Annotated in this window: 22 protein-coding genes, 1 tRNA gene and 1 other RNA gene; 19 read left to right on the top strand and 5 right to left on the bottom strand. The window is 63.4% G+C overall.

From position 1 onward, the window contains the following. Positions 1 to 91 precede the first annotated feature (91 nt). Positions 92 to 685 carry a hypothetical protein gene (locus tag NFV80_RS01715; protein ID WP_295325255.1) on the bottom strand — a complete coding sequence of 198 codons (594 nt, stop codon included), beginning with the start codon at positions 683 to 685 and terminating at the stop codon, positions 92 to 94. Positions 686 to 1,222: 537 nt separating this feature from the next. Between NFV80_RS01715 and NFV80_RS01710 the strand changes: the two genes are divergently transcribed. Both NFV80_RS01710 and NFV80_RS01705 read left to right on the top strand, forming a co-directional pair. After that, positions 1,223 to 3,937, top strand: a complete 2,715-nt coding sequence (locus tag NFV80_RS01710) for a cation-transporting P-type ATPase (protein WP_296757623.1) — start codon at positions 1,223 to 1,225, stop codon at positions 3,935 to 3,937. Positions 3,938 to 4,143: 206 nt separating this feature from the next. Continuing rightward, positions 4,144 to 4,782 (top strand): response regulator transcription factor, encoded by a 639-nt coding sequence (locus NFV80_RS01705; protein WP_295325257.1) that lies wholly within the window; start codon positions 4,144 to 4,146, stop codon positions 4,780 to 4,782. Between the two features lie 22 nt (positions 4,783 to 4,804). Here NFV80_RS01705 and NFV80_RS01700 read toward each other — a convergent pair whose 3' ends face one another. Continuing rightward, the gene (locus NFV80_RS01700) at positions 4,805 to 6,613 is read right to left on the bottom strand and encodes a PAS domain-containing protein (protein WP_295325259.1); all 1,809 of its coding nucleotides are present in this window, start codon (positions 6,611 to 6,613) and stop codon (positions 4,805 to 4,807) included. A gap of 566 nt (positions 6,614 to 7,179) precedes the next feature. Between NFV80_RS01700 and NFV80_RS01695 the strand changes: the two genes are divergently transcribed. Together NFV80_RS01695 and NFV80_RS01690 are read left to right on the top strand one after the other, a co-directional pair. Next, positions 7,180 to 7,878 (top strand): tetratricopeptide repeat protein, encoded by a 699-nt coding sequence (locus NFV80_RS01695; protein ID WP_295325262.1) that lies wholly within the window; start codon positions 7,180 to 7,182, stop codon positions 7,876 to 7,878. Between the two features lie 17 nt (positions 7,879 to 7,895). Beyond that, positions 7,896 to 8,495 (top strand): ankyrin repeat domain-containing protein, encoded by a 600-nt coding sequence (locus NFV80_RS01690; protein WP_295325265.1) that lies wholly within the window; start codon positions 7,896 to 7,898, stop codon positions 8,493 to 8,495. 111 nt (positions 8,496 to 8,606) lie between these two features. On the opposite strand, the gene NFV80_RS01685 is transcribed toward NFV80_RS01690, so the two are convergent. Together NFV80_RS01685 and NFV80_RS01680 are read right to left on the bottom strand one after the other, a co-directional pair. Beyond that, positions 8,607 to 9,563, bottom strand: coding sequence for a D-2-hydroxyacid dehydrogenase (locus tag NFV80_RS01685; protein ID WP_295325267.1), 957 nt, complete (start codon positions 9,561 to 9,563; stop codon positions 8,607 to 8,609). 3 nt (positions 9,564 to 9,566) lie between these two features. Beyond that, entirely contained in the window at positions 9,567 to 10,271 is a 705-nt protein-coding gene (locus NFV80_RS01680) for an aldehyde dehydrogenase family protein (protein ID WP_295325270.1), read from the bottom strand. 258 nt (positions 10,272 to 10,529) lie between these two features. Here NFV80_RS01680 and NFV80_RS01675 point away from each other — a divergent pair, with 258 nt between their 5' ends. The 15 genes from NFV80_RS01675 to NFV80_RS01605 all read left to right on the top strand — a co-directional run bounded on the left by NFV80_RS01675 (position 10,530) and on the right by NFV80_RS01605 (position 21,537). After that, a complete protein-coding gene (locus NFV80_RS01675; RefSeq protein WP_295325272.1) occupies positions 10,530 to 11,003 on the top strand; it encodes a 4Fe-4S dicluster domain-containing protein in 474 nt (157 codons plus the stop codon). A gap of 12 nt (positions 11,004 to 11,015) precedes the next feature. After that, on the top strand, positions 11,016 to 12,863 hold the full coding sequence (locus NFV80_RS01670) for an aldehyde ferredoxin oxidoreductase family protein (RefSeq protein WP_295325275.1): 1,848 nt from the start codon (positions 11,016 to 11,018) through the stop codon (positions 12,861 to 12,863). Positions 12,864 to 12,867: 4 nt separating this feature from the next. Beyond that, complete coding sequence (locus NFV80_RS01665; protein ID WP_295325376.1) at positions 12,868 to 14,115, top strand: FAD-dependent oxidoreductase; 1,248 nt, start codon at positions 12,868 to 12,870, stop codon at positions 14,113 to 14,115. Next, positions 14,115 to 14,369: a MoaD/ThiS family protein gene (locus NFV80_RS01660; protein ID WP_295325277.1), complete on the top strand. Its 255-nt coding sequence runs from the start codon at positions 14,115 to 14,117 to the stop codon at positions 14,367 to 14,369. Before NFV80_RS01665 ends, NFV80_RS01660 begins: the two co-directional genes overlap by 1 nt. Before the next feature lie 19 nt (positions 14,370 to 14,388). Beyond that, positions 14,389 to 14,652 (top strand): hypothetical protein, encoded by a 264-nt coding sequence (locus NFV80_RS01655; RefSeq protein ID WP_295325280.1) that lies wholly within the window; start codon positions 14,389 to 14,391, stop codon positions 14,650 to 14,652. An 18-nt stretch (positions 14,653 to 14,670) separates the two neighbouring features. Further along, positions 14,671 to 14,769, top strand: an RNA gene (gene ffs, locus NFV80_RS01650) — signal recognition particle sRNA small type. 93 nt (positions 14,770 to 14,862) lie between these two features. Beyond that, positions 14,863 to 16,509: a DNA polymerase III subunit gamma/tau gene (gene dnaX, locus NFV80_RS01645; RefSeq protein WP_295325282.1), complete on the top strand. Its 1,647-nt coding sequence runs from the start codon at positions 14,863 to 14,865 to the stop codon at positions 16,507 to 16,509. 26 nt (positions 16,510 to 16,535) lie between these two features. Continuing rightward, positions 16,536 to 16,859, top strand: a complete 324-nt coding sequence (locus NFV80_RS01640) for a YbaB/EbfC family nucleoid-associated protein (RefSeq protein WP_295325284.1) — start codon at positions 16,536 to 16,538, stop codon at positions 16,857 to 16,859. Further along, positions 16,859 to 17,461, top strand: coding sequence for a recombination mediator RecR (recR, locus tag NFV80_RS01635; RefSeq protein WP_295325287.1), 603 nt, complete (start codon positions 16,859 to 16,861; stop codon positions 17,459 to 17,461). The genes NFV80_RS01640 and recR overlap by 1 nt, the downstream gene beginning before the upstream one ends. Positions 17,462 to 17,563: 102 nt before the next feature. Beyond that, positions 17,564 to 18,160: a ubiquinol-cytochrome c reductase iron-sulfur subunit gene (gene petA / locus NFV80_RS01630; protein ID WP_295325290.1), complete on the top strand. Its 597-nt coding sequence runs from the start codon at positions 17,564 to 17,566 to the stop codon at positions 18,158 to 18,160. Positions 18,161 to 18,163: 3 nt separating this feature from the next. Next, positions 18,164 to 19,483 carry a cytochrome bc complex cytochrome b subunit gene (locus NFV80_RS01625; RefSeq protein WP_295325293.1) on the top strand — a complete coding sequence of 440 codons (1,320 nt, stop codon included), beginning with the start codon at positions 18,164 to 18,166 and terminating at the stop codon, positions 19,481 to 19,483. Between the two features lie 15 nt (positions 19,484 to 19,498). Continuing rightward, a complete protein-coding gene (locus tag NFV80_RS01620; protein WP_295325296.1) occupies positions 19,499 to 20,209 on the top strand; it encodes a cytochrome c1 in 711 nt (236 codons plus the stop codon). Between the two features lie 109 nt (positions 20,210 to 20,318). Continuing rightward, positions 20,319 to 20,915: a glutathione S-transferase N-terminal domain-containing protein gene (locus NFV80_RS01615; protein ID WP_295325298.1), complete on the top strand. Its 597-nt coding sequence runs from the start codon at positions 20,319 to 20,321 to the stop codon at positions 20,913 to 20,915. A 57-nt stretch (positions 20,916 to 20,972) separates the two neighbouring features. Further along, positions 20,973 to 21,392, top strand: coding sequence for a ClpXP protease specificity-enhancing factor (locus NFV80_RS01610; protein WP_295325300.1), 420 nt, complete (start codon positions 20,973 to 20,975; stop codon positions 21,390 to 21,392). Positions 21,393 to 21,461: 69 nt separating this feature from the next. Beyond that, positions 21,462 to 21,537 (top strand) — tRNA-Phe (locus NFV80_RS01605). A gap of 42 nt (positions 21,538 to 21,579) precedes the next feature. Here the strand turns inward: NFV80_RS01605 and NFV80_RS01600 are convergent. Further along, positions 21,580 to 21,750, bottom strand: a complete 171-nt coding sequence (locus tag NFV80_RS01600; RefSeq protein ID WP_295325303.1) for a hypothetical protein — start codon at positions 21,748 to 21,750, stop codon at positions 21,580 to 21,582. Positions 21,751 to 21,808 lie beyond the last annotated feature (58 nt).

Raw genomic sequence — 21,808 nt, 5'->3', positions numbered from 1 at the left:
CCTGTACCTGCCGAGTTCTACGGTCGCCGGCGTTCGTCTGCAACTGGCGTTCTGATCCGCGCCGAATGGCGGCAGGGATCATTTCTTGCGGCTAGAGTTTCTGCATGTCGGACATCGACGGCGTCCGCCGGATGCGAAAGCGCATGCGTATGCGTTTGCGCTGGCGCACGACCTTGGCTGGCGCGCCTCTCTCGGCTGGCACATCACGGGTCCGGCTCCTGGCGTACGCTCGGTCGCGGCCTCTGCGTTTCCGGCCACGGTGCCTGGCAATCATCAACGCGATTTTTCCGATCACGAGCAGAAAAACCAGCAGCCAGACCAACGGGTGCTGCAGGATCTCGAGGACGAAATGAACGATTTCGCGCGTGGCGCTCGTGTCGGGCGCCCCGGGCTCGCGCGGCAGGCCGCGTGCGGCCTGCCCGCCGGCGGCGCCAGCGCCGCTTTCGGAGAGCGTCAACGCCGCATCGCCATGCCCAATCGACACCTCGCCGCCTTGCGCTGCATAGTGAAAGCCGTCGATTCCGGCGAGCGAGAAATTGACTCGCCCTTCCCGATCCTTGTGCGCGTCAAGAGCTGTGGCGACAGCTTCGCGTGCCGACTGGCGCAACTCGCGGATCGACGCGGCAATTTCGGGTTCTGCGGCGTCGATGGTCTGCTCGGGCGTTGCCACTTGTACCGGAGACATGCTTCGCTGGGGTCTCGCGTTGGTCGCAGGGCGTGGCGCTGATGACGGTGGATCGAGTCCGCTAGCTGCGAAGTCTCCGGGGACGGCCAAGGGTGCCTGCCCGCCCCACTGCGCCGGGGATTCCCTGACAACATCGTTCGACGGCCGAGAACGATTCCCGTCGCCTGGCGAGTAATCACCTGCCAGGGTCGGCGCCCCCCCAGTATCGCTGCGGCTCGTGGTGCCGCCGGGTGTTGCGCCATCCTCACCGGCAACGGGGTGCGCCAGCACGCCGGCGGCGAGCAAGCTTGCCTGCAGGAAGCCAAGCAACACTTGAAATGCCGTGCGCCGGGCATGCAACTTAGACATTGTGGCCCATCTGGAAATTCAAGCAAGAAACATACCAAATTGCATTCCCATCGTAGAATCAACCGAGTGGCAGTGCAAATCGCGGCACCGGGACGACCGGTGTAAAATTTCCCGACAGCGGCGGTGCGCGTCCCGCCGGCGGCCCTGGTCTGCAGAGTGATCGCGCCGAACTTTGTGGAGGGTGGTAGGATGGGCAGACAGCGAAAGGGCGATTTACCTCCGCCGTTGCCTGAAACGGCAAAGGGTGCGGTGCAATCGATCGCCTGGCACTGCCTGGCCGCCGATGAAGCAGCGGCCCGACTGGCTGCGAGTTTCGAAGACGGCCTTGGCGAGGACGAAATCGCCCGCCGACGGGCGACGCACGGCGAAAACCGGATCAGTCCGAAACCAGGCAAGGGACCCGTACTGCGTCTTGCCCTGCAGTTCGTCCAGCCGTTGGTGTTGGTCCTGCTGCTGGCCGGTCTGGTGACGGCCATCCTCGGTGAGTGGGTCGATGCCGGGGTGATTTTTGGCGTCACGTTGATCAATGCGGTGATCGGCTTCGTGCAGGAGGGTCGTGCCGAAAACGCCCTCGCCGCTCTGGCACGCTCGGTTACCAGTGAGGTGACCGTGCTTCGCGGTGGCTGCAAGCAGCGTCTGTCCTCGACCCAACTGGTACCCGGCGACGTCGTCCTGTTGGCCGCCGGAGACAAGGTTCCGGCGGATCTGCGCCTGTTCCGGGCAAAAGACCTGCAGGCGATCGAAGCGGCTTTGACCGGCGAATCGACTGCCGTTGCCAAGCATGGCGAAGCCTTGCCGGAGGGGACCTTGCTTGCCGAGCGCGCGAACATGGCTTACGCAGGAACGGTGATGATCAGCGGTCAGGGTGCAGGGGTGGTGGTGGCGATCGGCGATCGCACGGAAACTGGCCGCATTTCCCGTCTGATCGCCGCCGCGCCCGATCTGACGACCCCTTTGACGCGCAAGATGGCGGAATTCAGCAACTGGCTGCTGCTTGCCATCGGCCTGCTGGCGCTGTTCACCTTTGCCGTCGGCATGTGGCGTGGCGAATCGGCTTTCGATATGTTCATGGCTGCGGTGGCCCTTGCCGTCGGCGCGATTCCCGAAGGACTGCCGGCAGCGATGACCATCACTCTGGCCATCGGCGTTTCGCGCATGGCCAGGCGGCGTGCGATCATCCGCAAACTGCCGGCGGTGGAAACGCTCGGCAGCACGACGGTCATATGCTCCGACAAGACCGGAACGCTGACCGAGAACCAGATGACGGTGCGCGAGCTCTACGCTGGCGGCATGCGAACGGCGGTCGCCGGCAGCGGTTATTCGCCGAACGGCCGCATCGGTGACGGACAGCCGGTCACCGGTGCCCTGCGCGAGTGCCTGCTGGCCGGGGTCCTGTGCAACGACGCTGCACTGAGAAAGAGCAATCGGCATTGGGAGGTGGTCGGAGACCCCACCGAAGGTGCGTTGCTGGTCGTGGCGCGCAAGGCAGGTCTCGACGAGCGAACCCTGCAGAAGCTGTTTCCGCGCCTCGACGAGATTCCCTTCGATTCGATGCGCCAGTACATGGTCACCCTGCACGAGATCGAAGGCGCGCGCTTCGCCTATTTCAAGGGCGCGCTCGAAAAATTGCTGCCGCGCTCGCTCGCCATGCTCGACGGGGACGGGGCCGTGGTTGAACTGCGCCACGACGAGATCGAACAGGTCGCTCGCGGTATGGCAGCGGAAGGCTTGCGCGTGCTCGCCGTGGCACGTCTCGCCGTCGATTCGGCAAGATCACTGGATGCGGTCGGCAGCGACGAGGGCTTGCAGTTCGTTGGCCTGGTCGGAATGGTCGATCCGCCGCGCGCGAAGGCGATTGCCGCGGTCAGGACTTGCCACACAGCCGGCATCGTGGTGAAAATGATTACCGGCGACCATGCGGTGACGGCGCTGTCGATCGCGCGCCAGTTGGGGATTGCCAAGATCGGCCAGCCGGTGCTCACCGGCCGCGAACTGGCCGCGCTCGACGATGAAGAACTGCGGCACGCGGTGCACCGGGTGAACGTCTTTGCCCGCGTCGAACCAGAGCAGAAACTGCGCCTGGTGCGTGCGCTGCAGGCCAATGGCGAAGTGGTGGCGATGACCGGCGACGGGGTCAACGACGCCCCGGCGCTGAAGCAGGCCGATATTGGCATCGCCATGGGCCTGGGTGGCACCGAGGTGGCCAAGGACGCCGCCGACATGGTATTGACCGACGACGATTTTGCCGCGATCGAGGCGGCGGTCGAGGAGGGGCGGGGCGTCTACGACAATCTGGTGAAATTCATCACCTGGACGCTGCCAACCAACTTCGGCGAAGGTCTGGTCATCGTCGCCGCGATCGTCGCCGGCGCGACGCTGCCGATCACCCCCCTGCAGATCCTCTGGATCAACATGACCACCGCGGTCTTTCTCGGACTGATGCTCGCGTTCGAGCCGATTGAACAGCACGTCATGCATCGTCCGCCGCGTCCCCCGGCGACGCCGATTCTCGACGCGCCGCTGGTCTGGCGGAACGTACTGGTCAGCGTGCTGCTGCTGGCCGGTTCGTTCGGACTGTTCCTGTTCGAATTGGCGCAGGGGCACTCGCTGGCCGAAGCGCGCACCGTGGCGCTCAATGTCTTCGTCGTCGTGCAGGCGATGTATCTGTTCAATTGCCGTTCGCTGACCCTGTCGGCGCTGCGCGTCGGTCTGTTTTCCAATCCCGCGGTCTGGTATGGCGTCCTGATCATGGCCGTGTTGCAAGGCTTGCTGACCTATCTGCCGCTGCTCAATCGTCTGTTCGCCACGGCGCCAATCGGCGCACAGGAGTGGATCGAAATCTTCGCCGTGGGCATCCTGGCCTATCTCGTCGTCGGCATCGAGAAGCGCCTGCGCAAGAACTGAGCAGCGGCTCGCCTGCTGGTCGACCCGGGGCGTTGCTCGTTTCCGCGACAGCCCATGAGCTAGCGGGTAAAATACCGCATGCATAGGGATATGCCGGTACCTGACGAACTTCGTCCAGCCGAGCGGCTGCATCGGCCGCGTCAATCGACCATCTGCCGGGAGTGGGGGATTGCATGAGCGAGCAAGGGTTTCCGTTGAGGAGATGTTTGAAGCCGGTCACCGTGATGGTCGTTGACGATCACCCGGCCCTGCGCGCCGGTCTGTGCAGCCTGATCGGATCCGACCACGAGTTGCGTGTCCTGCTGCAGGTGGCCAGCGGCGAGGAGGCGTATGCCGCGTACCGTGATCGCCGCCCCGACGTCGTGGTCATGGACTTGAGCATGAAAGGCTTTGGTGGCATCGAAGCGATCCGGCGGATTCGTGCACTTGACCCGCAGGCATCCATCCTCGTGTACAGCGTGCACAATTCTCCGGTGCTGCTCGAACGGTCGCTGGAGGCCGGTGCCATCGGCTTCGTGACCAAGGGCAGCAACGTCGATACGCTGTTGGAGGGCCTGAAAAAGGCGGCGCGCGGCGAATCGTTCGTCAGTTCCGACATGCTGCCGAGCATGGTGAACGGTCGTCGCTCTTCGGTCACTCCATCGTTCAAGCGGCTCACCCAGCGCGAGTTCCAGGTCTTCAAACTGCTCAGCGAAGGAAGCTCGCTGGCCGATTGCGCGAGCACCCTCAACCTGAGTGCCAAGACCGTGAGCAATCATTTCACGCGGGTCAAGGCCAAGCTGGGGGTGTCGAGTTCTGCCGAGATGGCCCGCATGGCCATCCGGCAGGGCCTGGTCGAGCCGTGAGCGACGGCAGAATCTGGCAGCTTCATTCGTTGGGCAGGATCACTCGCACCCGCGTGCCGCCGCCTCGCGGACTCTCGAGTCGCAAGGAACCGCCCAGGCTGAGCACGCGCTCTCGCATTCCCAGCAGGCCGAATCCGGAATGCGGCGCGTGAACGTCCATGCCGTGACCATCGTCACGGATGATCAGGCGCAGCTTCTCCCCGTCCGGGTGCTTGCGGCCGGCAAGGAATACCCGCAGGCGGCGGGCGTCGGCATGGCGAGCAACGTTGCTCAGGCACTCCTGAACGACTCGATAAACGGTCACCCGTACCGATTCCGCGTGGCAGACCAGGTCCCGGGCAAGCGACGCCCGCCACTCGATTTCCGGATGCTGTTGCCCCCAGCCGTCGAGCAGGTTGCCGATGGCCTCGACGATGCCGGCGGCGTCGAGAAGATTCGGATGCAGACCCTCCATCAAGCGGTGTGAAACTTCGTAGATCGAACGTGCCGAATCGTCTATGGCTCGCGCCGCGGCCTTGATCGCTGTCCGCTCAGGCGCACCGTCGCGTTCGATGGCACCGGCGAAGGCGCGAATCGCCGTCAGGTGCTGGGACAATTCGTCATGCAGTTCGCGTGCCAGGTCTGCGCGCTCCCGCTCCTGTACGGCAAGAAGCCGGCGTACCAGCCGGGTGTTCTCGTCGAGCAGTACTCGTGTCGCCTCCTCGGCCATTTTGCGTTCGGTGACGTCCTGCACCGTGCCGACCATGCGCTGCGGGTTGCCATCCGCGCCGCATTCAATCTCGGCAAGGCCGTGCATCCAGCGCACGGCGCCATCGCGTGGCCGAATGATCCGGTATTCCCGGTTGAAAACGTCTCTTCTGGTGATCACCCCATTGCGGTAGGCCCCAATCGCCTGACGATCGTCGGGATGCAGCAAGCGCTCCCAGCCGTCGACAGTGTGATCGTAATCGGGGCCAATGCCGAAAATCTGCTCCAGCATCGGACTGCCGACCCACGTCTCCGACGACAACTCCCGAACGAAACTGCCAAGCCTGCCGATTTCCTGTGCGCGTTGCAGCGCCTGCTCGCTTCGCTTGATCGAGGAGACGTCCACGACTTCGACGAAGAAACCCTGTACCTTACCTTCGTCCATGTCCGGGACGTAGCGGGCCAGCGCGTGGCGCACTGCGAGCCCATCCGGCGAGGGAATGGGCCGTTCGAACTGTTGCGCCGCACCAGCGAGTACGGCGTCGATGTAGGGCCGGTTGAGACGGTAGCGTTCCTCACCGATCACTTCTCGGATGTGCTTGCCCGGAATCGTTGCCGGGTCGATTCCGAACCAGTCGCGATAGGCTCGATTGGCGAAGCGGTTGCGCAGATTGCGGTCCCAGTAGCCGATCATCGACGAGACGCTGTTCAATACCGCAGTCAGGTCGCGCTCGTTATGATGCCGTTTCACCGTGCACTCTTCGACCTCGCTTTCAGCCAGCCTGCGGGCGGTGATATCGCGGTGGCCGACGACGATTCCCTTGGCAGCGCCTTGTCGCGGGGTGACGTGAAGTTCGAACCAGCGCTCGCGGTCGGGGGAATGGCAGGGGTACTCGAGGGCGAACAGCGTTTGCTGGCCTGCCAGTACCGCTTCGCTGCCCTTTAACGCAGCAGCGGCAAGCGAGTCGGTGATCGCCGCGCATCGCACGGCGGCCAGATAATCGATGCCAATCCCTGCTGCCAGTGCAGCGCTGCCGCCGTTGCTCTCGGCAAATGCTCGCCAGCCCTGGTTGACGCTGATGATCACGCCGTTCTCGTCGAGCACGGCGATCGAGTCGTACGGGGAGTTCCTTAGCGGCTGCATGTCGCCTCGGCGCGACGGTTGGTGTCGTACGCCGTTGTCGGCTTCGGTCTCGCTTCTTCCGATCTGCGACAGACGTCGGACGTAACTGCTTGCCGGGTTTCCGGGCAAATGCGGTGCCGAGCGCGCGCCGGGAAATTGCGTCGGTCGTTTTCCTTGCGGAGGTCTGGTACGCCCCGGGTGGCCTCTAAGCTGCCAAGCTGGTGGAGAGGAACAGTGATCATGGCGCGATTATCCACGCAAACACCGGCGAGCCGCGACTATCCCGCGGCGCATGCGGCGCATGCAGCAGATCGTCGGAGAGAAATCGTCAATGGTGCGGTTGGAATGCACCCGCTCCGACGAACGGTCCGGGGCAACCCTCTGCGTCCCGGGAAAATTTCCCGCGCAAAACGGGACTTTTTCCGCTATCCGGGACCTCGACTGCAGGCGAGAATCCACCCGTCGAGTCAACTGCCTGGAGTAGCTGTCATGTCGGGGAAAGTTGCTGAAGCATTGTCGGGCGTGACCGTCCCGAACGACTGCCTGGAACTCGATTGCCGGTGTTCGTCGGCAACGGGGGGTGGTCGATGATCGAGGCACTTCTCGACCTCCTCGGTACCTCATATCAGGACGGTGATTTGCCGCGGGCCGAGCGGCTCGCCCTCGGCATCCTTGAGGCGGTTCCCGACGACGCCGTGTCGCGCCTGTTTCTCGGTCTGATCTATTACCGTAGTCAGCGCCGCGAAGCGGCAATCCAGACTTTCGACGCCACGGCCAGGTACCTTCTCGACCGAGGTGATGGTGTGCACCACGACGGCAGACTGAGCGCCGCGGCCCACTGTCTGCGTGCGGCGCGCGCTCAGGGATCGCCCCTGGCGGTCGCCTGGTATGACCTTGGGCTGGTACTGCTTCGGTTGCGACGTTACCAGCAGGCCATCGATGCCCTGGAGTCGGCGCTCTCCGCGCGGCCCGACTGGCGGGCGGCACAGCGCGCGATCGGGCGAGTCGGGCTGCGTTCGTGTCGCCGGGACCCAGCCAGCGCGAAGCGCTGCACGCAGGCTGCGGTGAGAGGCCACGCAGGCCATTGCCGGGCAGTCGGCCATGCGTGCGCGTCGGCCGAGACCGACACCGCGTGTTCTGGAGAGCGCAGGACGCTTGGCCACCCGCAGTCCCCGGGCCTGCCTGCAGAATCCGTCACGCAGGGCGCCGCGTATACGGTGTGCAGCGACGTCGATCGGCCTGACGTCGGCAAGCGGAAGGTTGCACTGCGCGGCCGTCACGGGTAGCGAAAGAGGAGTGTGGGATGGACAAGATACAGCGCGCACCGACCGAACACGAAGAGCAGATCCGGACCTTCGTGGCGACCGCCTGCGCGGGCGACCTCGACACGATGCGCGCGCAGGTGACGGGTGGGTTTGATCTGAACGGAACGGATCGCTTCGGCGATACGATTCTGGAGCGGGTGATCAGCGACCTGGAGCATTGTCCGGCGGCCCCGAAGCACGCCATCGTCAGGGAAATGTTGCGGCTCGGCGCCGACCCGCGGCGTCTCGGTCGCGACGGTTGTGGGCCATTGCTGTCGGCGGTACTGAACATGGACGTCGAGATGTTGCGCATCCTGCTCGACGCAGGCGCCGACCCGAACGCGGTGAGAATTTGGAGCACGGGCGAGCTGTTGTACGACTGGGCTGACTTCGTCTACCGCTACGAGGTCTGGAATGCCAAGCTGCCCCAGGAGGCGGCAGCGGTGGACAGGGCCAACCCCGACGCCTGGCTGCGCTACCTCGATCGGCTCGCGGTGAGCTATGGCAAGAGGCGCCCAGACCATTTGCGACTGCTCCGCGAGCGCGGTGCTTTTTCGAGCATCGAGTTTCGGTCAGGGAGCTACGCGGCTGCCGCCTGACCGTGGTCCGCCTGGCAGCCGGACAGGTCGAGTGCTGCTGCGGGGAATGCAAGACGGATGGCAAGACGAGTGCGCAGAGCTTGCCGGCGCAAGCAGACACCGCGTGCCGCGTCAGGCCACCCGGTTCTGCGCTTCGCCGCGCGCAAAGGCTTCGAGGTTGCTGGTCAACTGCTCGGCAAGGGCCTGCATGGCCGGCTGGCTTGCCCAGGCGACATGCGGCGTCAGGAGAAAATTGGGCAATGCTAGCAAGTCCGGCGCCAGCAGCGGGTTACCGGCACTCGGTGGTTCGACGGTCAGCACATCGAAAGCAGCGCCGCCGATCCAGCGTTGTCGCAGCGCGCTGGCCAGTGCCGCTTCGTCGACCAGGCCGCCACGAGCAGTGTTGATCAGCAGCGCGGTCGGCTTCATTGCGCGCAATTCGCTCTCGCCAATCAGATTCCAGGTCGCCTCGGTCAACGGACAGTGCAGCGAGATCGCGTCGGCTTCGCGCAAGACCTGTGCGAAGGGGGTGTAGCCCGGACGCACGCTCGTTGCCTGCTTGCGTTCGCCGCGCAGGACGCGCATGCCAAAGGCTTCGGCGAGGCGGGCGACACCGTTACCGAGATTGCCGCTGCCGATCAGCGCGAGGGTTGCGCCGTGCAGATCGCGAATCGGATCAGCGAAGCAGCAGAACTGGTCGGAACGCTGCCAACTGCCGGCAGCCACTGCCTGTCGATAGGCGGGCAGATTGCGCGAAAGCGCCAGGAGCAGCGCGAAGACGTGCTCCGGAACGGTGTGCGCCGCATAGCCACGAATGTTCGAGACGACGATGCCGCGCGCCCGACAGGCAATGAGGTCGACGTTGTTGGTCCCGGTAGCGGCCACCGCGACCATCTGCAAGGTGGGCAGCACAGCGATCAGCTCGGCATCGATCTGCAACTTGTTGACGATCGCGATCGTCGCTCCGGCGAGGCGCTCAGCGACTTGTCGCTGCGAGCTTTTCGGGTACTCGACCCAGTGATGGGGGAAATCCGGCCGGCGCACTTCGGCAACGACCGAGTCTCGTTCGAGATAGACGATATGGTGCATCTCTCAGTCCAGGAAAGGTTTGCCGTGGCGGGTGGCGATCGCCGCCACCCGGGTGCCGAGTTCGCGATCGCCGGCAAAGCGCACCATGCTCACCGCCGGGGCGGAACAGAGCCCTTCGACGGCCGCGAGGTCGCCGTGCAGGAGATTGACCACGCCACCCGGAAAACCGGCGCGCGCCGTCAGTTCGGCCAGGGCAAAGGCGGCAGAAGGCGCTTGTGGGCTTGGTTTGAGGACGATCGTCGCGCCCCCGAGCAGCGCCGGAGTGGCAAGTTGCAGCGGGCCGAGCAAGGGCGCGAGCTGGTCGCTGACGACTGCCACGACGCCGTTGCCGCCGGTACCGGCGCCGGCCGTTGCCACTGCGCGCAGTACGTGCACCGCCGCGGTCACCTCGGCGCCTGCCGCCGCGCCATCCTTGCCCGTCTCCTCGCCGATCAGGCCGGCAAAGTGATCGGCGTAGCCGGACAGCGCTTCGGCCAGCCGCGTGAGCAGTCTCGCGCGCGCTTCCACGGTCAAGGTCGCCCAGGACTGAAGTGCGTCACACGCCGCATCGACCGCAGCCTGCGCCTCCCTGGCGCCGCACAGCGGCGTGCGCCGCCTGATCTGGCCACTGCGCGCGTCGCGGACATCGAAAAACGCGGGCGGCATCGTCAGATAGGCGTGTCCGTTGAGCCACAGCGGAATGGCCAGGATTTCGTCGCTTTCGCTCATCGGTGTCTCGGCAGGAGTGTTGGTGGAGCGGCCAATGGTATTCTCCCCCGGCGCAGAACGGAAGGCGCGATCGGCCGGCCAGCGCGAAACGGTGGGTGCGAATCCTTTCGGCCGGTGCGTCAGGTACTGCGCGGGTGACATTGTTGCAGTGCAACTTTCATTCGTCCGATGCAGTCTCTATAGTGAATCGGTGGTCGCGAAGGAAGGAGCGGCTTCGGTCGGCTGGATCATTGATCATTCAACGGAGGAGGCGACGTCATGCAGAAATCCCTGCACATCGATCCGGGCAAGTGCACCGGTTGCCTGCAGTGCGAAATGGCCTGTTCGTACGAGAATACCGGACTCTTCAACCCGTCCAAGTCGCGCATCAAGGTATTCGACTTTCATCACGAAGGGCGCAAGATTCCCTACACCTGCACGCAGTGCGCGGAAGCGTGGTGTCTCAATGCCTGCCCGGTGGAAGCGATCAGGATCGACGGTGCCACGGGTGCCAAGATCGTCCTGGACGCGGTTTGCGTGGGCTGCAAGGTATGCACGATTGCCTGCCCCTTCGGGACGATCAACTACAACCACGACTCGGGCAAGGTCCAGAAATGCGACCTTTGCGACGGCGACCCGGCCTGCGCTGCGGCTTGTCCGACCGCTGCCATCACCTACGTCGACGCAGACTGGACGGGCCTCGAACGGATGCGCCGGTGGGCACAGAAGACCGACAATGTGGCACGCATTTGAGGAGGAACGATCATGGCTTGGACACGCAAGATTCTTCGCGTCAACCTGACCCAGGGCAGTTGCCTCAGCGAACCGCTGAACATGGCCTGGGCCACACAGTATCTCGGACAACGCGGGCTGGCCAGCAAGTATCTGGTGAGCGAGATCGATCCCAAGGTGGACCCGCTGTCACCGGATAACAAACTGCTCTTCGCCACCGGTCCGCTGACCGGCACGATGGCCTCGACCGGCGGTCGCTACTCGGTAATCACTAAGGGACCATTGACCGGCGCAATTGCCTGCTCGAATTCGGGAGGCTATTTCGGGGCGGAACTGAAAGCGGCCGGATGGGACATGATCATCATCGAGGGCAAGTCGCCGCATCCGGTCTATCTGCACATCGAAAACGAGCAGGCAACGCTGCAACCCGCGGACGATCTGTGGGGCAGGACGGTGTGGGAGACCGAAGACTCTCTCAAGAAGCGTCATCAGGACCCCTTGCTGCGCGTGTCGAGTATCGGCCGCGCCGGCGAGAACCAGGTGCTGTTCGCTGCCATTGTCAACGATCTGCATCGCGCCGCCGGTCGTTCCGGAGTCGGCGCGGTGATGGGCTCGAAGAACCTCAAGGCGGTCGCCGTGCGTGGCACGCGCGGAGTCGGCAACATTGCCGATCCGAAGGCGTTCATGGCAGCTGTCGCCGCCGGCAAGAAGGTACTCGCCGAAAACGCGGTGACCGGCCAGGGTCTCCCCACCTACGGCACGCAGGTGCTGATGAACGTCATCAACGAAATGGGTGCGTCGCCGACGCGCAACCACCGCGACGTGCAGTTCGAGGGGGCGCGCAAGATTTCGGCGGAAGCCATGCACGAGAAGCGCGCCAGCGACGGCAAGGCGCATCTGGTGACCAACCAGGCCTGCTTCGGTTGCACGATTGCCTGCGGTCGCATTTCACGGATCGACGAGAAGCATTTTTCGGTGGAGACCAAGCCGGAGTATTGGGGGGCGAGCGGTGGGCTCGAATACGAAGCCGCCTGGGCGCTTGGCAATGCCAATGGCGTCGACGACCTGGAGGCGCTGCAGTACGCCAATCTGCTGTGCAACGAAGACGGCATGGACCCGATTTCGTTCGGGGCAACGGTCGGCGCGGTCATGGAACTGTACGAGCTGGGCATCCTGGGCAAGGAAGAAATCGGCCTCGAAGCGCCTTTTGGCTCGGCACAGGCGCTGTGCCAGCTGGCCGAGATGACCGCTCGTGGCGAGGGTTTCGGCAAGGTCATCGGGCTCGGGTCGAAACGTCTCTGCACGCGCTATGGCCGGCCGGATCTTTCGATGACCGTGAAAGGGCAGGAGTTTCCGGCTTACGACGGACGCGCGCTGCAGGGGATGGGGCTTGCCTATGCGACTTCGAATCGCGGCGCCTGCCATTTGCGTGGCTACATGGTATCGAGCGAGGTGTTCGGTATTCCGATAAAGACCGACCCGCGCGAAACCGAGGGCAAGCCCGGCTTGCTGAAAGCCTTCCAGGACGCCACTGCCGTCGTCGACTCGAGCGGCCTGTGCGTATTCACCACCTTCGCCTGGACGATGAACGACATTCAGCCGCAGATTCAGGCGGCGTGTCCTGGCGACTGGTCGCTGGAATCGCTGCTCGCGATGGGCGAGCGGATCTGGAATCTCGAACGCGACTTCAATCTGGCGGCCGGCCTGACCGGCAAGGACGACACGCTGCCTCCGCGACTGCTCACCGAGCCCTGCAAGACCGGGGCGTCCAAGGGCATGGTCGCCGAAATCGGGAAGATGCTGCCGGCGTACTACAGCCTGCGCGGCTGGACTGCGGAAGGCGTTCCGACCGCGGCCACGCGCGCTCGCCTGGGTCTCTGAGGTGATCCGTCATGTGATCATCGGCAACGGCCCGGCCGGGGTCGTTGCAGCCGAGACACTGCGGCGCCTGGATGCGCACGCCGAAATTACGCTGATCGGGGACGAGGCGGAGCCGCCGTACTCGCGAATGGCGATCCCGTATCTGCTGATGGGCGAGATCGACGAGGCGGGAACCTATCTGCGCAAGGATGCGGATCATTTCGCGAGGCTGCGCATTCGTCTGCTGCACGGGCGCGTCGCGGCGGTCGATACGGGTAAAGGCTGCGTATCGCTGACCGATGGCGAGGTGCTGGCCTACGATCGCCTGCTCATCGCCACGGGAGCGCACCCGGTTCGCCCGCCGGTGCCGGGGATCGAGTTGCCCAAGGTCCTCTCGTGCTGGACGCTGGCAGACGCGCGCGCGATTGCCGCGAGCATCGGAACGGGTGCCCGCGTCCTGCAGATGGGTGCCGGTTTCATCGGCTGCATCATCATGGAATCGCTGGCAGCACGTGGTCCGCAACTCACTGTCGTCGAAATGGGCGACAGGATGGTGCCGCGGATGATGGACGAGGTGGCAGGGGCGATGATTCAGCGCTGGTGCGAGACCAAGGGCGTTCGCATTCGCACTGGTCGGCGGGTCGTCGGCATCGCCCCCGCCGGCAAGGCCCTGCGCGTCGAACTCGACGACGGCGAGACGCTGGAGGTCGATGCGCTGATCAGCGCGACCGGCGTCAAGCCGAACGTCGCTTTCCTCGAAGGGAGCGGTATCGAGGTGGCGGCGGGTATCCTCGTCGACGGCTCGATGCAGACCAGTGTCGCCGGCATTTATGCCGCCGGCGACGTTGCCGAGGCGATCGAGTTCGGCACCGGTCGGCGCGTCGTAAACGCCATACAACCGGACGCGGTCGAGCAGGCGCGGATCGCGGCGCTCAACATGGCCGGGCGGCCAGCGGCCTTGCCCGGCACCTTCATTTTCAACGTGCTCGACACTCTGGGCCTGATTTCGGCCTCTTTCGGCCAATGGCAGGGAGTTCCGGGCGGTGAAGCCGCGCAACTGCTCGACGAAGCCGAGTATCGCTACCTGCGCCTGGCGTTCGACGGCGATCGCCTGGTCGGCGCCAACAGCATTGGTCACACCGAACATATCGGGGTGCTGCGCGGCCTCATCCAGGGGCGAGTGCGCCTCGGCGAATGGAAGACACGTCTGCTCGCCAACCCCCTGCGGCTCAGCGAGGCCTACCTCGCCCGGGGAATCGCCGCTGTGCGTTGATGGAAATCACCTTCAAGCTGTTCGCCTCGCTTTCGGACTACTTGCCGCCGGCCGCACGACAAAGCAACTCGCTGCCATTGGAGGTCGACAACGGCTGCACCGTTGCCGCGGTGATCGCTGCGTGGGCCCTGCCCCCGCGCATGGTGCATCTGGTTCTGGTCAACGGTGAATACATTCCGCCGCACGAGCGCGGCCGACGGCAATTGTGCGCCGGCGACGCGCTGGCGATCTGGCCGCCGATCGCCGGCGGCTGACAATGTGGCGCAATTCGCGATGAGCTTGACGCCGGCCGAGTTCGAGAGACAGTTGCAACCGCTCCTGGCAGGCTGGAAGGCCGAGCGGCTGGCGGACGGCTGGCGCCTCGAACGCGCCGGACGCCGCGTGGCGCTTTCGTGGCGGCCACTGGCAAGGTTGCGGCTGGGAGTGCTCGATTTGCCGCGCCTCGACGTATCGATCTCTTTTACCGGGGGCAGCGTCGATCAGGAAGCGGATTTCATCGACGACTTTCTGCGTCATTTCCGGCGTGGCGGCGGCTGATGTGATAGCATCACCGGTGGCGGGTCTCCCCGCATCGCAGGATGGTGAACCTGGTCAGGTCCGGAAGGAAGCAGCCACAGCCGTCTGATGTGAGTGCCGGGGGTAAGGCTCGCCACTCCCCCTCTTCGACGTTTCCCCCGGCAGTGCGCGAGAATCTCCTGGACGACAAACTCCAGCCGGGCAGATGACCCCATCTGCTAGAATCTGCGCATGAGTTACCAAGTTCTGGCGCGCAAGTGGCGCCCGCGATCGTTCGCCAGCCTGGTCGGGCAGGAGCATGTGGTGCGGGCGCTGACGCACGCGCTGAACGAGGGGCGTCTGCATCACGCCTATCTGTTTACGGGCACTCGTGGTGTCGGGAAGACGACGCTGGCGCGCATTCTGGCCAAGGCCCTGAACTGTGAGAGCGGCGTCAGCGCAACGCCTTGCGGAGTCTGTTCCGCCTGCCAGGAAATCGATTCGGGCCGATTCGTCGATCTGCTCGAGGTGGACGCGGCGACCAACACCAGGGTCGACGAAATGCGGCAACTCCTCGAGAACGCCGTCTATGCGCCGACGCGCGGCCGTTTCAAGGTTTACGTGATCGACGAAGTGCACATGCTGTCGAATTCGGCGTTCAACGCCATGCTGAAGACTCTCGAAGAGCCCCCGGAACACGTCAAGTTCATTCTTGCCACCACTGATCCGCAGAAAATCCCGGTCACCGTGCTCTCGAGGTGTCTGCAGTTCAATCTCAAGCAGATGACGCAGTCGCTGATCGCCGCGCATCTCCAGCAGGTTCTCGAGGCCGAGGCGATCGGCGCCGAGCATGGCGCACTCCATTTGTTGGCGCGTTCGGCGGCGGGCAGCATGCGCGACGCGCTGTCGCTGCTCGACCAGGCGATCGCGCACGGGTCGGGCAGGGTCGAGGAGGCGGAGGTCCGCGAGATGCTGGGCGCCGTCGATCTCGACCATCTGTTTTCGATCGTCGATGCACTGCTCGCCGGAGACGCCGTGGCCATGCTGGCAGTGGCCGATGCGATGGCGGCACGCAGCCTTTCGTTTGACGCCGCGCTGCAGGAAATGGCCCGCCTGTTCACCCGCCTGCAGATCGCCCAGCTCGCGCCGCAGGCGATCGCCGACGACTTGCCGGAACGTTCTCGTCTACTCGAAATCGCCGCCCGACTTGACCCGGAGTTCATTCAGCTGGCCTACCAGATCGCCGTGCACGGTCGTCAGGAATTGCCGCTGGCGCCCGACGAAGAGGCCGGTTTTCTCATGACATTGCTGCGCCTGCACGCCTTCCGGCCGATTTCCGAAGAAAATTCGCGCCAGCCGTCGGCGTCCATGGCGACGCTTCCGGACGCCTTGCCAACGACTTCGCTGGCGAGTCAGCCGCCATTGCCGACGCCTGCCGCGGCGGGCAACGTTCGCGCAGCGGATGCTGCGTCTCGGCAGAACGGCGTGACCATTTCCCGGCGGGCTGGCGGGCCAGAGCCGGTGGCCGGCGAGTGGCGCGACATTCTTGCCGATCTGAAGATCGGTGGCATGGCGCGGGAGCTGGCGCAGCACTGCGAGTTGCGCTCGTTCGGAGGAGCGCGGATCGTTCTGGTTCTTTCGCCGGCGCACCGCCATTTGTTGATGAAACCCGCGCAGGAAAAGCTGCAGCAAGCGTTGAGCGAACATTTCGGCCAGGTGCGGCAGCTGACGATCGACCTCGAGGAAGGTTTCGGCGACACACCCGCGGCGGCAGCCGAGCGTGACCGCCGTGATCGACTGGATCGCGCCATCGCTTCCGTCGAGCAGGATGGTTTCGTGCGGGAAGTCATAGAAATGTTCGACGCAACCCTGATCGAATCTTCGATAAGACCCATTTAGTTCTCAGATCAAGCGAGGCAAGCAAGATGATGAAAGGCGGAATTGCCGGGCTGATGAAGCAGGCCCAGCAAATGCAGGAAAACATGCGGAAGGCACAGGAGCAGCTTGCGCAGCTCGAGGTCGAAGGGCAATCGGGTGCCGGCATGGTCAAGGTGCTGATGACCTGTGCCCATGACGTTCGGCGGGTAAGCATCGACCCGTCGGTAATGGACGACAAGGAAATGCTCGAGGATCTCGTCGCGGCCGCGGTGAATGACGCCGTGCGGCGAGCCGGGGAAGCCTCGCAGGAACGCATGGCCGGGTTTTCCGCCGGCCTCAGCCTGCCGCCCGGATTCAAGATGCCGTTCTGATGGACCACCCGTCAAGCCTCGAGTCGCTGATCGAGGCTCTGCGCTGCTTGCCGGGTGTCGGCCCGAAGTCGGCGCAACGCATGGCGTATCACCTGCTCCAGCACAACCGCTCCGGCGCCCAGCGGCTGGCAGATGCTTTACACCTCGCGCTTGCCGCACTTCGCCACTGCCAGCGCTGCAATACCTTCACCGAGGCCGAAGTCTGCGCCCGTTGTCTGTCACCGAGACGCGACGCGAGCCTGTTGTGTGTCGTCGAAACGCCGGTGGACATGAACATGCTGGAGCAGACGCACGCCTATTCGGGACTCTACTACGTGCTGATGGGGCGCGTCTCGCCGCTTGACGGGATCGGTGCCGGCGAATTGCACCTCGAACGGCTGCTGACACGCGCCTGCGACGGCGTGGTGCGGGAAGTGATCATCGCCACCAACTTCACCAACGAGGGCGAAGCAACTGCCCATTACCTGTCGGAAATGCTCAGGAGCCGTGGCGTCGGCGTGTCACGCATCGCGCGTGGCGTGCCGGTCGGCGGTGAGCTCGAGTATGTCGATGCCGGCACTTTGGCGCAGGCCCTGCGAGAACGTCGGCCGCTTGCCGACTGAGCGTTTCGGACGGGCGCCGCGATTCAATCCGGACGGAGATTCACGTATAATGCGACGGTTTGGTTCGTATCAATTTTTCATTATGTCCTAGGAATCAGCGCTATGAGCAATGAGTGCAAAGTGGACTGCGGAAGGCGGCGGCTGGTGGTCGCGACCGCCGCAGTCGGCGGGGTGGGGGCAATAGCTGCGCTCGTGCCCTTCCTCTCCAGCATGCTGCCGTCCGAGCGGGCCCGGGCAGCTGGGGCGCCGGTCGAAGTCGACATCGGCAGCCTCGAGCCTGGCCAGATGATGACCGTCGAATGGCGAGGCAGGCCGGTCTGGATCATCAACCGCACAGCCTCCATGCTCGAAACGCTCCCCAAGCTCGACGAATCGGTCGCCGATCCGAAGTCAGAAAAGAACATGCAGCCGGCCTACTGCAAGAACGAGACACGTTCGATCAAGCCCGAATACATGGTCGTCGTGGGCATTTGTACGCATCTGGGTTGTTCTCCATCGGCCAAGTTCAAGAAGGGTTCTGACGAAGGAATGGATGTCGCCTGGCTGGGCGGCTTCCTGTGCCCATGCCATGGCTCCACTTTCGATTTTGCCGGCCGTGTCTTCAAGAACAAGCCGGCACCGGACAACCTCGAAGTGCCGCCGCACGTGTACCTGTCCGATAAGCGGATTCTCATCGGCGAAGACAAGAAGGGGGCTTAAGCAATGGCATCGAATACCAGTTTCGAAAAGTACAAGTCCGACGGATCCCTCCAGGGTAATCTCCTCGAGTGGTTCGATGCCCGCTTCCCGGCCACTTCCATGTGGCGCGCGCACCTCTCCGAATACTACGCCCCGAAGAACTTCAATTTCTGGTATTTCTTCGGATCGCTGGCCATGCTGGTGCTGGTCATCCAGATCGTCACCGGCATTTTCCTGGTGATGCATTACAAGCCGGACGCGTCGATCAATCCCAACGGCATTCCGGTGGCCTTTGCCAGTGTCGAATACATCATGCGCGACGTGCCCTGGGGCTGGCTGATTCGCTACATGCATTCGACCGGTGCATCCGCGTTCTTCATCGTCGTATACCTGCACATGTTCCGCGGCATGTTGTATGGCTCGTATCGTCAGCCACGCGAACTGATCTGGATTTTCGGCACACTGATCTTCCTCTGCCTGATGGCCGAGGCGTTCATGGGCTATTTGCTGCCTTGGGGGCAAATGTCCTTCTGGGGAGCGCAGGTGATCGTCAATCTGTTCTCGGCGATTCCTCTGATCGGTGAACCCCTGTCGGTCTGGATTCGTGGCGACTTCGTCGTCGGCGATGCGACGCTCAACCGCTTCTTCTCGTTCCATGTCATCGCCGTGCCGCTGGTGCTGCTCGGTCTGGTTGCCGCACATATCCTGGCGCTGCACGAAGTCGGTTCGAACAACCCGGATGGTGTCGAGATCAAGAAGCGCAAGGACGCGAACGGCATTCCACTCGACGGCATTCCGTTCCACCCCTACTATACGGTGAAGGACATCGTCGGCGTCGTCGTCTTCCTGATGGTCTTTTCGATCATCGTCTTCTTTGCTCCCGAGGGTGGCGGCTATTTTCTTGAGTACAACAACTTCCTCCCCGCGGATCCGCTGAAGACTCCACCGCACATTGCACCGGTGTGGTATTTCACTCCCTATTATTCCTTGCTGCGTGCCATGGTCTGGCCGCTGTTCGGGATCGACGCGAAGTTCTGGGGAGTCGTGGCGATGGGCGCCGGTGTGGTCATCCTCGCCTTCCTGCCGTGGCTCGACCGTAGTCCGGTCAAGTCGATCCGCTATCGCGGCCCGATTTACAAGACGCTGCTTGCCTTGTTCGTGATCTCGTTCTTCCTGCTCGGCTTTCTCGGCACGAAGCCACCGTCCTACTCCTTCTTCGGCGTCATTCCCGGTGCCCCGGTGGCGCAGATCCTGAGCGCCTACTACTTCCTGTTCTTCCTCACCATGCCGTGGTGGTCGAGGATCGACAAGTATCAGCCGGAACCCGATCGCGTGACGATGTAAAAAGGAATGCACAAAATGAAAAAACTGCTTATGGCATTGCTCTTTGCGCCGATCGTCGCCCTGGCCAGTGGCGTCGGCTTGCATCTCGACAAGGCGCCTGATGTGCAGGGCGACAAGGCCGCTCTGCAGAGCGGCGCCCGCACCTTCGTCAACTATTGCCTGAATTGCCACGGTGCAAGCTTCGTCCGCTACAGCCGCCTCGCCGATCTCGGCCTGAGCGAGCAGCAAATCAAGGACAACCTGATGTTTACGGCCGCCAAGATTGGTGAGCCGATGCGCATTGCGGCGCGGCCGGACGAGCAGAAGCTGTGGTTTGGAGCCACTCCTCCGGATCTGACACTGATCGCGCGCGCGCGGGCGTCGGAGGAAGGAAGCGGTGCGGACTGGTTGTATACCTACCTGCGCTCCTTCTATGTCGACGAAAAGCGTCCGACCGGGTGGAACAACGTGATCTTCGCCAACGTCGGCATGCCGCATGTGCTCTGGCAAATGCAGGGTCTGCAGGTCCTGAACAAGGAGCACAAGCTCGAACTGCTGGTCCCCGGCACTCTCTCACCCGCCGAGTACGACAAGCAGGTCGCGGACCTCGTCGGATTCCTCGTCTGGATGGGTGAGCCGGAGGCAGGGTTCCGCAAGCATCTGGGTTTTGCCGTGCTCGCCTTCCTTGTGCTTCTTTTCGGCCTTTCCTACGCGTTGAAGAAGGCGTACTGGAAAGACGTCAGGTAGAGCCTCCCCTGGCAAACCACCGGATTTCAGGCCGCGGCATCGCCGGCGAGGGCGCCCAACAGGGCCCCACAGCCGTCGCGATGCCGATTCGCTTTTGAGGGTACAGCACATGATGAATCTTTATTCGGGAACCACCTGCCCATTCAGCCATCGCTGCCGGATCGTGCTTTACGAGAAAGGCATGGATTTTCAGGTGATCGATGTCGATCTGTTCGCCAAGCCGGAAGACATTGCCATCATCAACCCCTATGGCCGCGTGCCGGTTCTGGTGGAGCGCGATCTCATCCTGTACGAACCGAACATCATCAACGAGTATATCGACGAGCGTTTCCCGCATCCGCAGTTGATGCCGGCTGACCCGATCATGCGTGCGCGAGCGCGTCAGCTTCTGATCACCATGGAACGCGAAGTGTTTTCCTACATCGAGGCTCTCGAAAAGAACAGCAAGGCTGCCGAGCGCTCGCGCGTACAGATTCGCGACCGGCTTACCGAAATGGCGCCGGTGTTTGTCAAGCAGAAACACATGCTTGGCGAGGAGTTCTCGATGCTCGATGTCGCCATCGCGCCTCTGCTCTGGCGGCTAGACCATTACGGCATTGAACTCTCGCGAGCCGCGGCGCCGTTGATGAAGTACGGCGAACGCATTTTCAGCCGCCAGGGCTTCATCGACGCACTTACCCCATCCGAAAAGGCGATGCGCAAGTAGCTCTCGCCCGCCGATTTCACCCAGTATCCAGCCCCGTCACGTCTTGAGGCAATGAACGTGGATCTGCCGTCGACCAAGCCGTATCTGATTCGCGCCATTCACCAGTGGTGCTGCGACAATGGCTTCACCCCCTACCTGGCCGTTGCCGTCGATTCCCGCACGCGCGTACCGCGTGAGCACGTGCGTGACGGTCAGATCGTACTCAATGTTGGTTACGAGGCGACGGCTCATCTCAGCATGGATAACGACGGCATCCGCTTTCAGGCTCGCTTCGGCGGCGTCGCCCGCGACATCTCGATCCCGATCGGCAACGTCTCTGCCATCTATGCCCGGGAGAACGGTGCCGGCATGGCGTTCGAGCCGGAACGTGTAGGGGATACGGAGGGCGGCACGGACGGCTCTGCGCCCACGACCGATGACCAGCCCGAACCACCCACACCGCCTGCCGGTCGTGCTCGGTTGCAGCGCATCAAGTGAGCATCATGTTCTTGCCGTTTTACTTGTTTTGACGGCAGGGAACCGAGTCGCTATAATTCCCGCCTCGTTGGCCAAGTAGCTCAGTTGGTAGAGCAGCGGACTGAAAATCCGCGTGTCCGTGGTTCGATTCCGCGCTTGGCCACCAATAGAACAAGCACTCAGCCAGACTCCAAGGTCTGGCTTTTTGCTATTCGGTCTTGTGTAGCGACCATGTAGCCAAATTCTGGCAATGCTGATGCACGCCGGCCGGCAGATCATCGTTGCCCTCGATCGTTGCCAAATCGATCACAGGCATCTCCACGTCGAATTGAAGCAGATCACCACGGCGCTGCTGCTTGGCGGGCAGCAGCGCTCGCATCCACCCAAGCGGTTGCTGCCTACATGTTTTCCTGTTGGTCGCTCTTGCTTTGGAGATG

Origin of the sequence: Accumulibacter sp. (assembly GCF_023806565.1) — a bacterium.
Lineage (GTDB): Bacteria > Pseudomonadota > Gammaproteobacteria > Burkholderiales > Rhodocyclaceae > Accumulibacter.
This window is presented reverse-complemented; position numbering and strand designations above follow the sequence as displayed.

Bases quoted from the DNA above. Each gene is read 5' to 3' on its own strand.
- NFV80_RS01715 (WP_295325255.1), bottom strand. From the start codon at position 685: ATGTCTCCGGTACAAGTGGCAACGCCCGAGCAGACCATCGACGCCGCA.
- NFV80_RS01710 (WP_296757623.1), top strand. From the start codon at position 1,223: ATGGGCAGACAGCGAAAGGGCGATTTACCTCCGCCGTTGCCTGAAACG.
- NFV80_RS01700 (WP_295325259.1), bottom strand. From the start codon at position 6,613: ATGCAGCCGCTAAGGAACTCCCCGTACGACTCGATCGCCGTGCTCGAC.
- NFV80_RS01695 (WP_295325262.1), top strand. From the start codon at position 7,180: ATGATCGAGGCACTTCTCGACCTCCTCGGTACCTCATATCAGGACGGT.
- NFV80_RS01690 (WP_295325265.1), top strand. From the start codon at position 7,896: ATGGACAAGATACAGCGCGCACCGACCGAACACGAAGAGCAGATCCGG.
- NFV80_RS01685 (WP_295325267.1), bottom strand. From the start codon at position 9,563: ATGCACCATATCGTCTATCTCGAACGAGACTCGGTCGTTGCCGAAGTG.
- NFV80_RS01680 (WP_295325270.1), bottom strand. From the start codon at position 10,271: ATGAGCGAAAGCGACGAAATCCTGGCCATTCCGCTGTGGCTCAACGGA.
- NFV80_RS01675 (WP_295325272.1), top strand. From the start codon at position 10,530: ATGCAGAAATCCCTGCACATCGATCCGGGCAAGTGCACCGGTTGCCTG.
- NFV80_RS01670 (WP_295325275.1), top strand. From the start codon at position 11,016: ATGGCTTGGACACGCAAGATTCTTCGCGTCAACCTGACCCAGGGCAGT.
- NFV80_RS01660 (WP_295325277.1), top strand. From the start codon at position 14,115: ATGGAAATCACCTTCAAGCTGTTCGCCTCGCTTTCGGACTACTTGCCG.
- NFV80_RS01655 (WP_295325280.1), top strand. From the start codon at position 14,389: ATGAGCTTGACGCCGGCCGAGTTCGAGAGACAGTTGCAACCGCTCCTG.
- dnaX (WP_295325282.1), top strand. From the start codon at position 14,863: ATGAGTTACCAAGTTCTGGCGCGCAAGTGGCGCCCGCGATCGTTCGCC.
- NFV80_RS01640 (WP_295325284.1), top strand. From the start codon at position 16,536: ATGATGAAAGGCGGAATTGCCGGGCTGATGAAGCAGGCCCAGCAAATG.
- recR (WP_295325287.1), top strand. From the start codon at position 16,859: ATGGACCACCCGTCAAGCCTCGAGTCGCTGATCGAGGCTCTGCGCTGC.
- petA (WP_295325290.1), top strand. From the start codon at position 17,564: ATGAGCAATGAGTGCAAAGTGGACTGCGGAAGGCGGCGGCTGGTGGTC.
- NFV80_RS01625 (WP_295325293.1), top strand. From the start codon at position 18,164: ATGGCATCGAATACCAGTTTCGAAAAGTACAAGTCCGACGGATCCCTC.
- NFV80_RS01620 (WP_295325296.1), top strand. From the start codon at position 19,499: ATGAAAAAACTGCTTATGGCATTGCTCTTTGCGCCGATCGTCGCCCTG.
- NFV80_RS01615 (WP_295325298.1), top strand. From the start codon at position 20,319: ATGATGAATCTTTATTCGGGAACCACCTGCCCATTCAGCCATCGCTGC.
- NFV80_RS01600 (WP_295325303.1), bottom strand. From the start codon at position 21,750: ATGCGAGCGCTGCTGCCCGCCAAGCAGCAGCGCCGTGGTGATCTGCTT.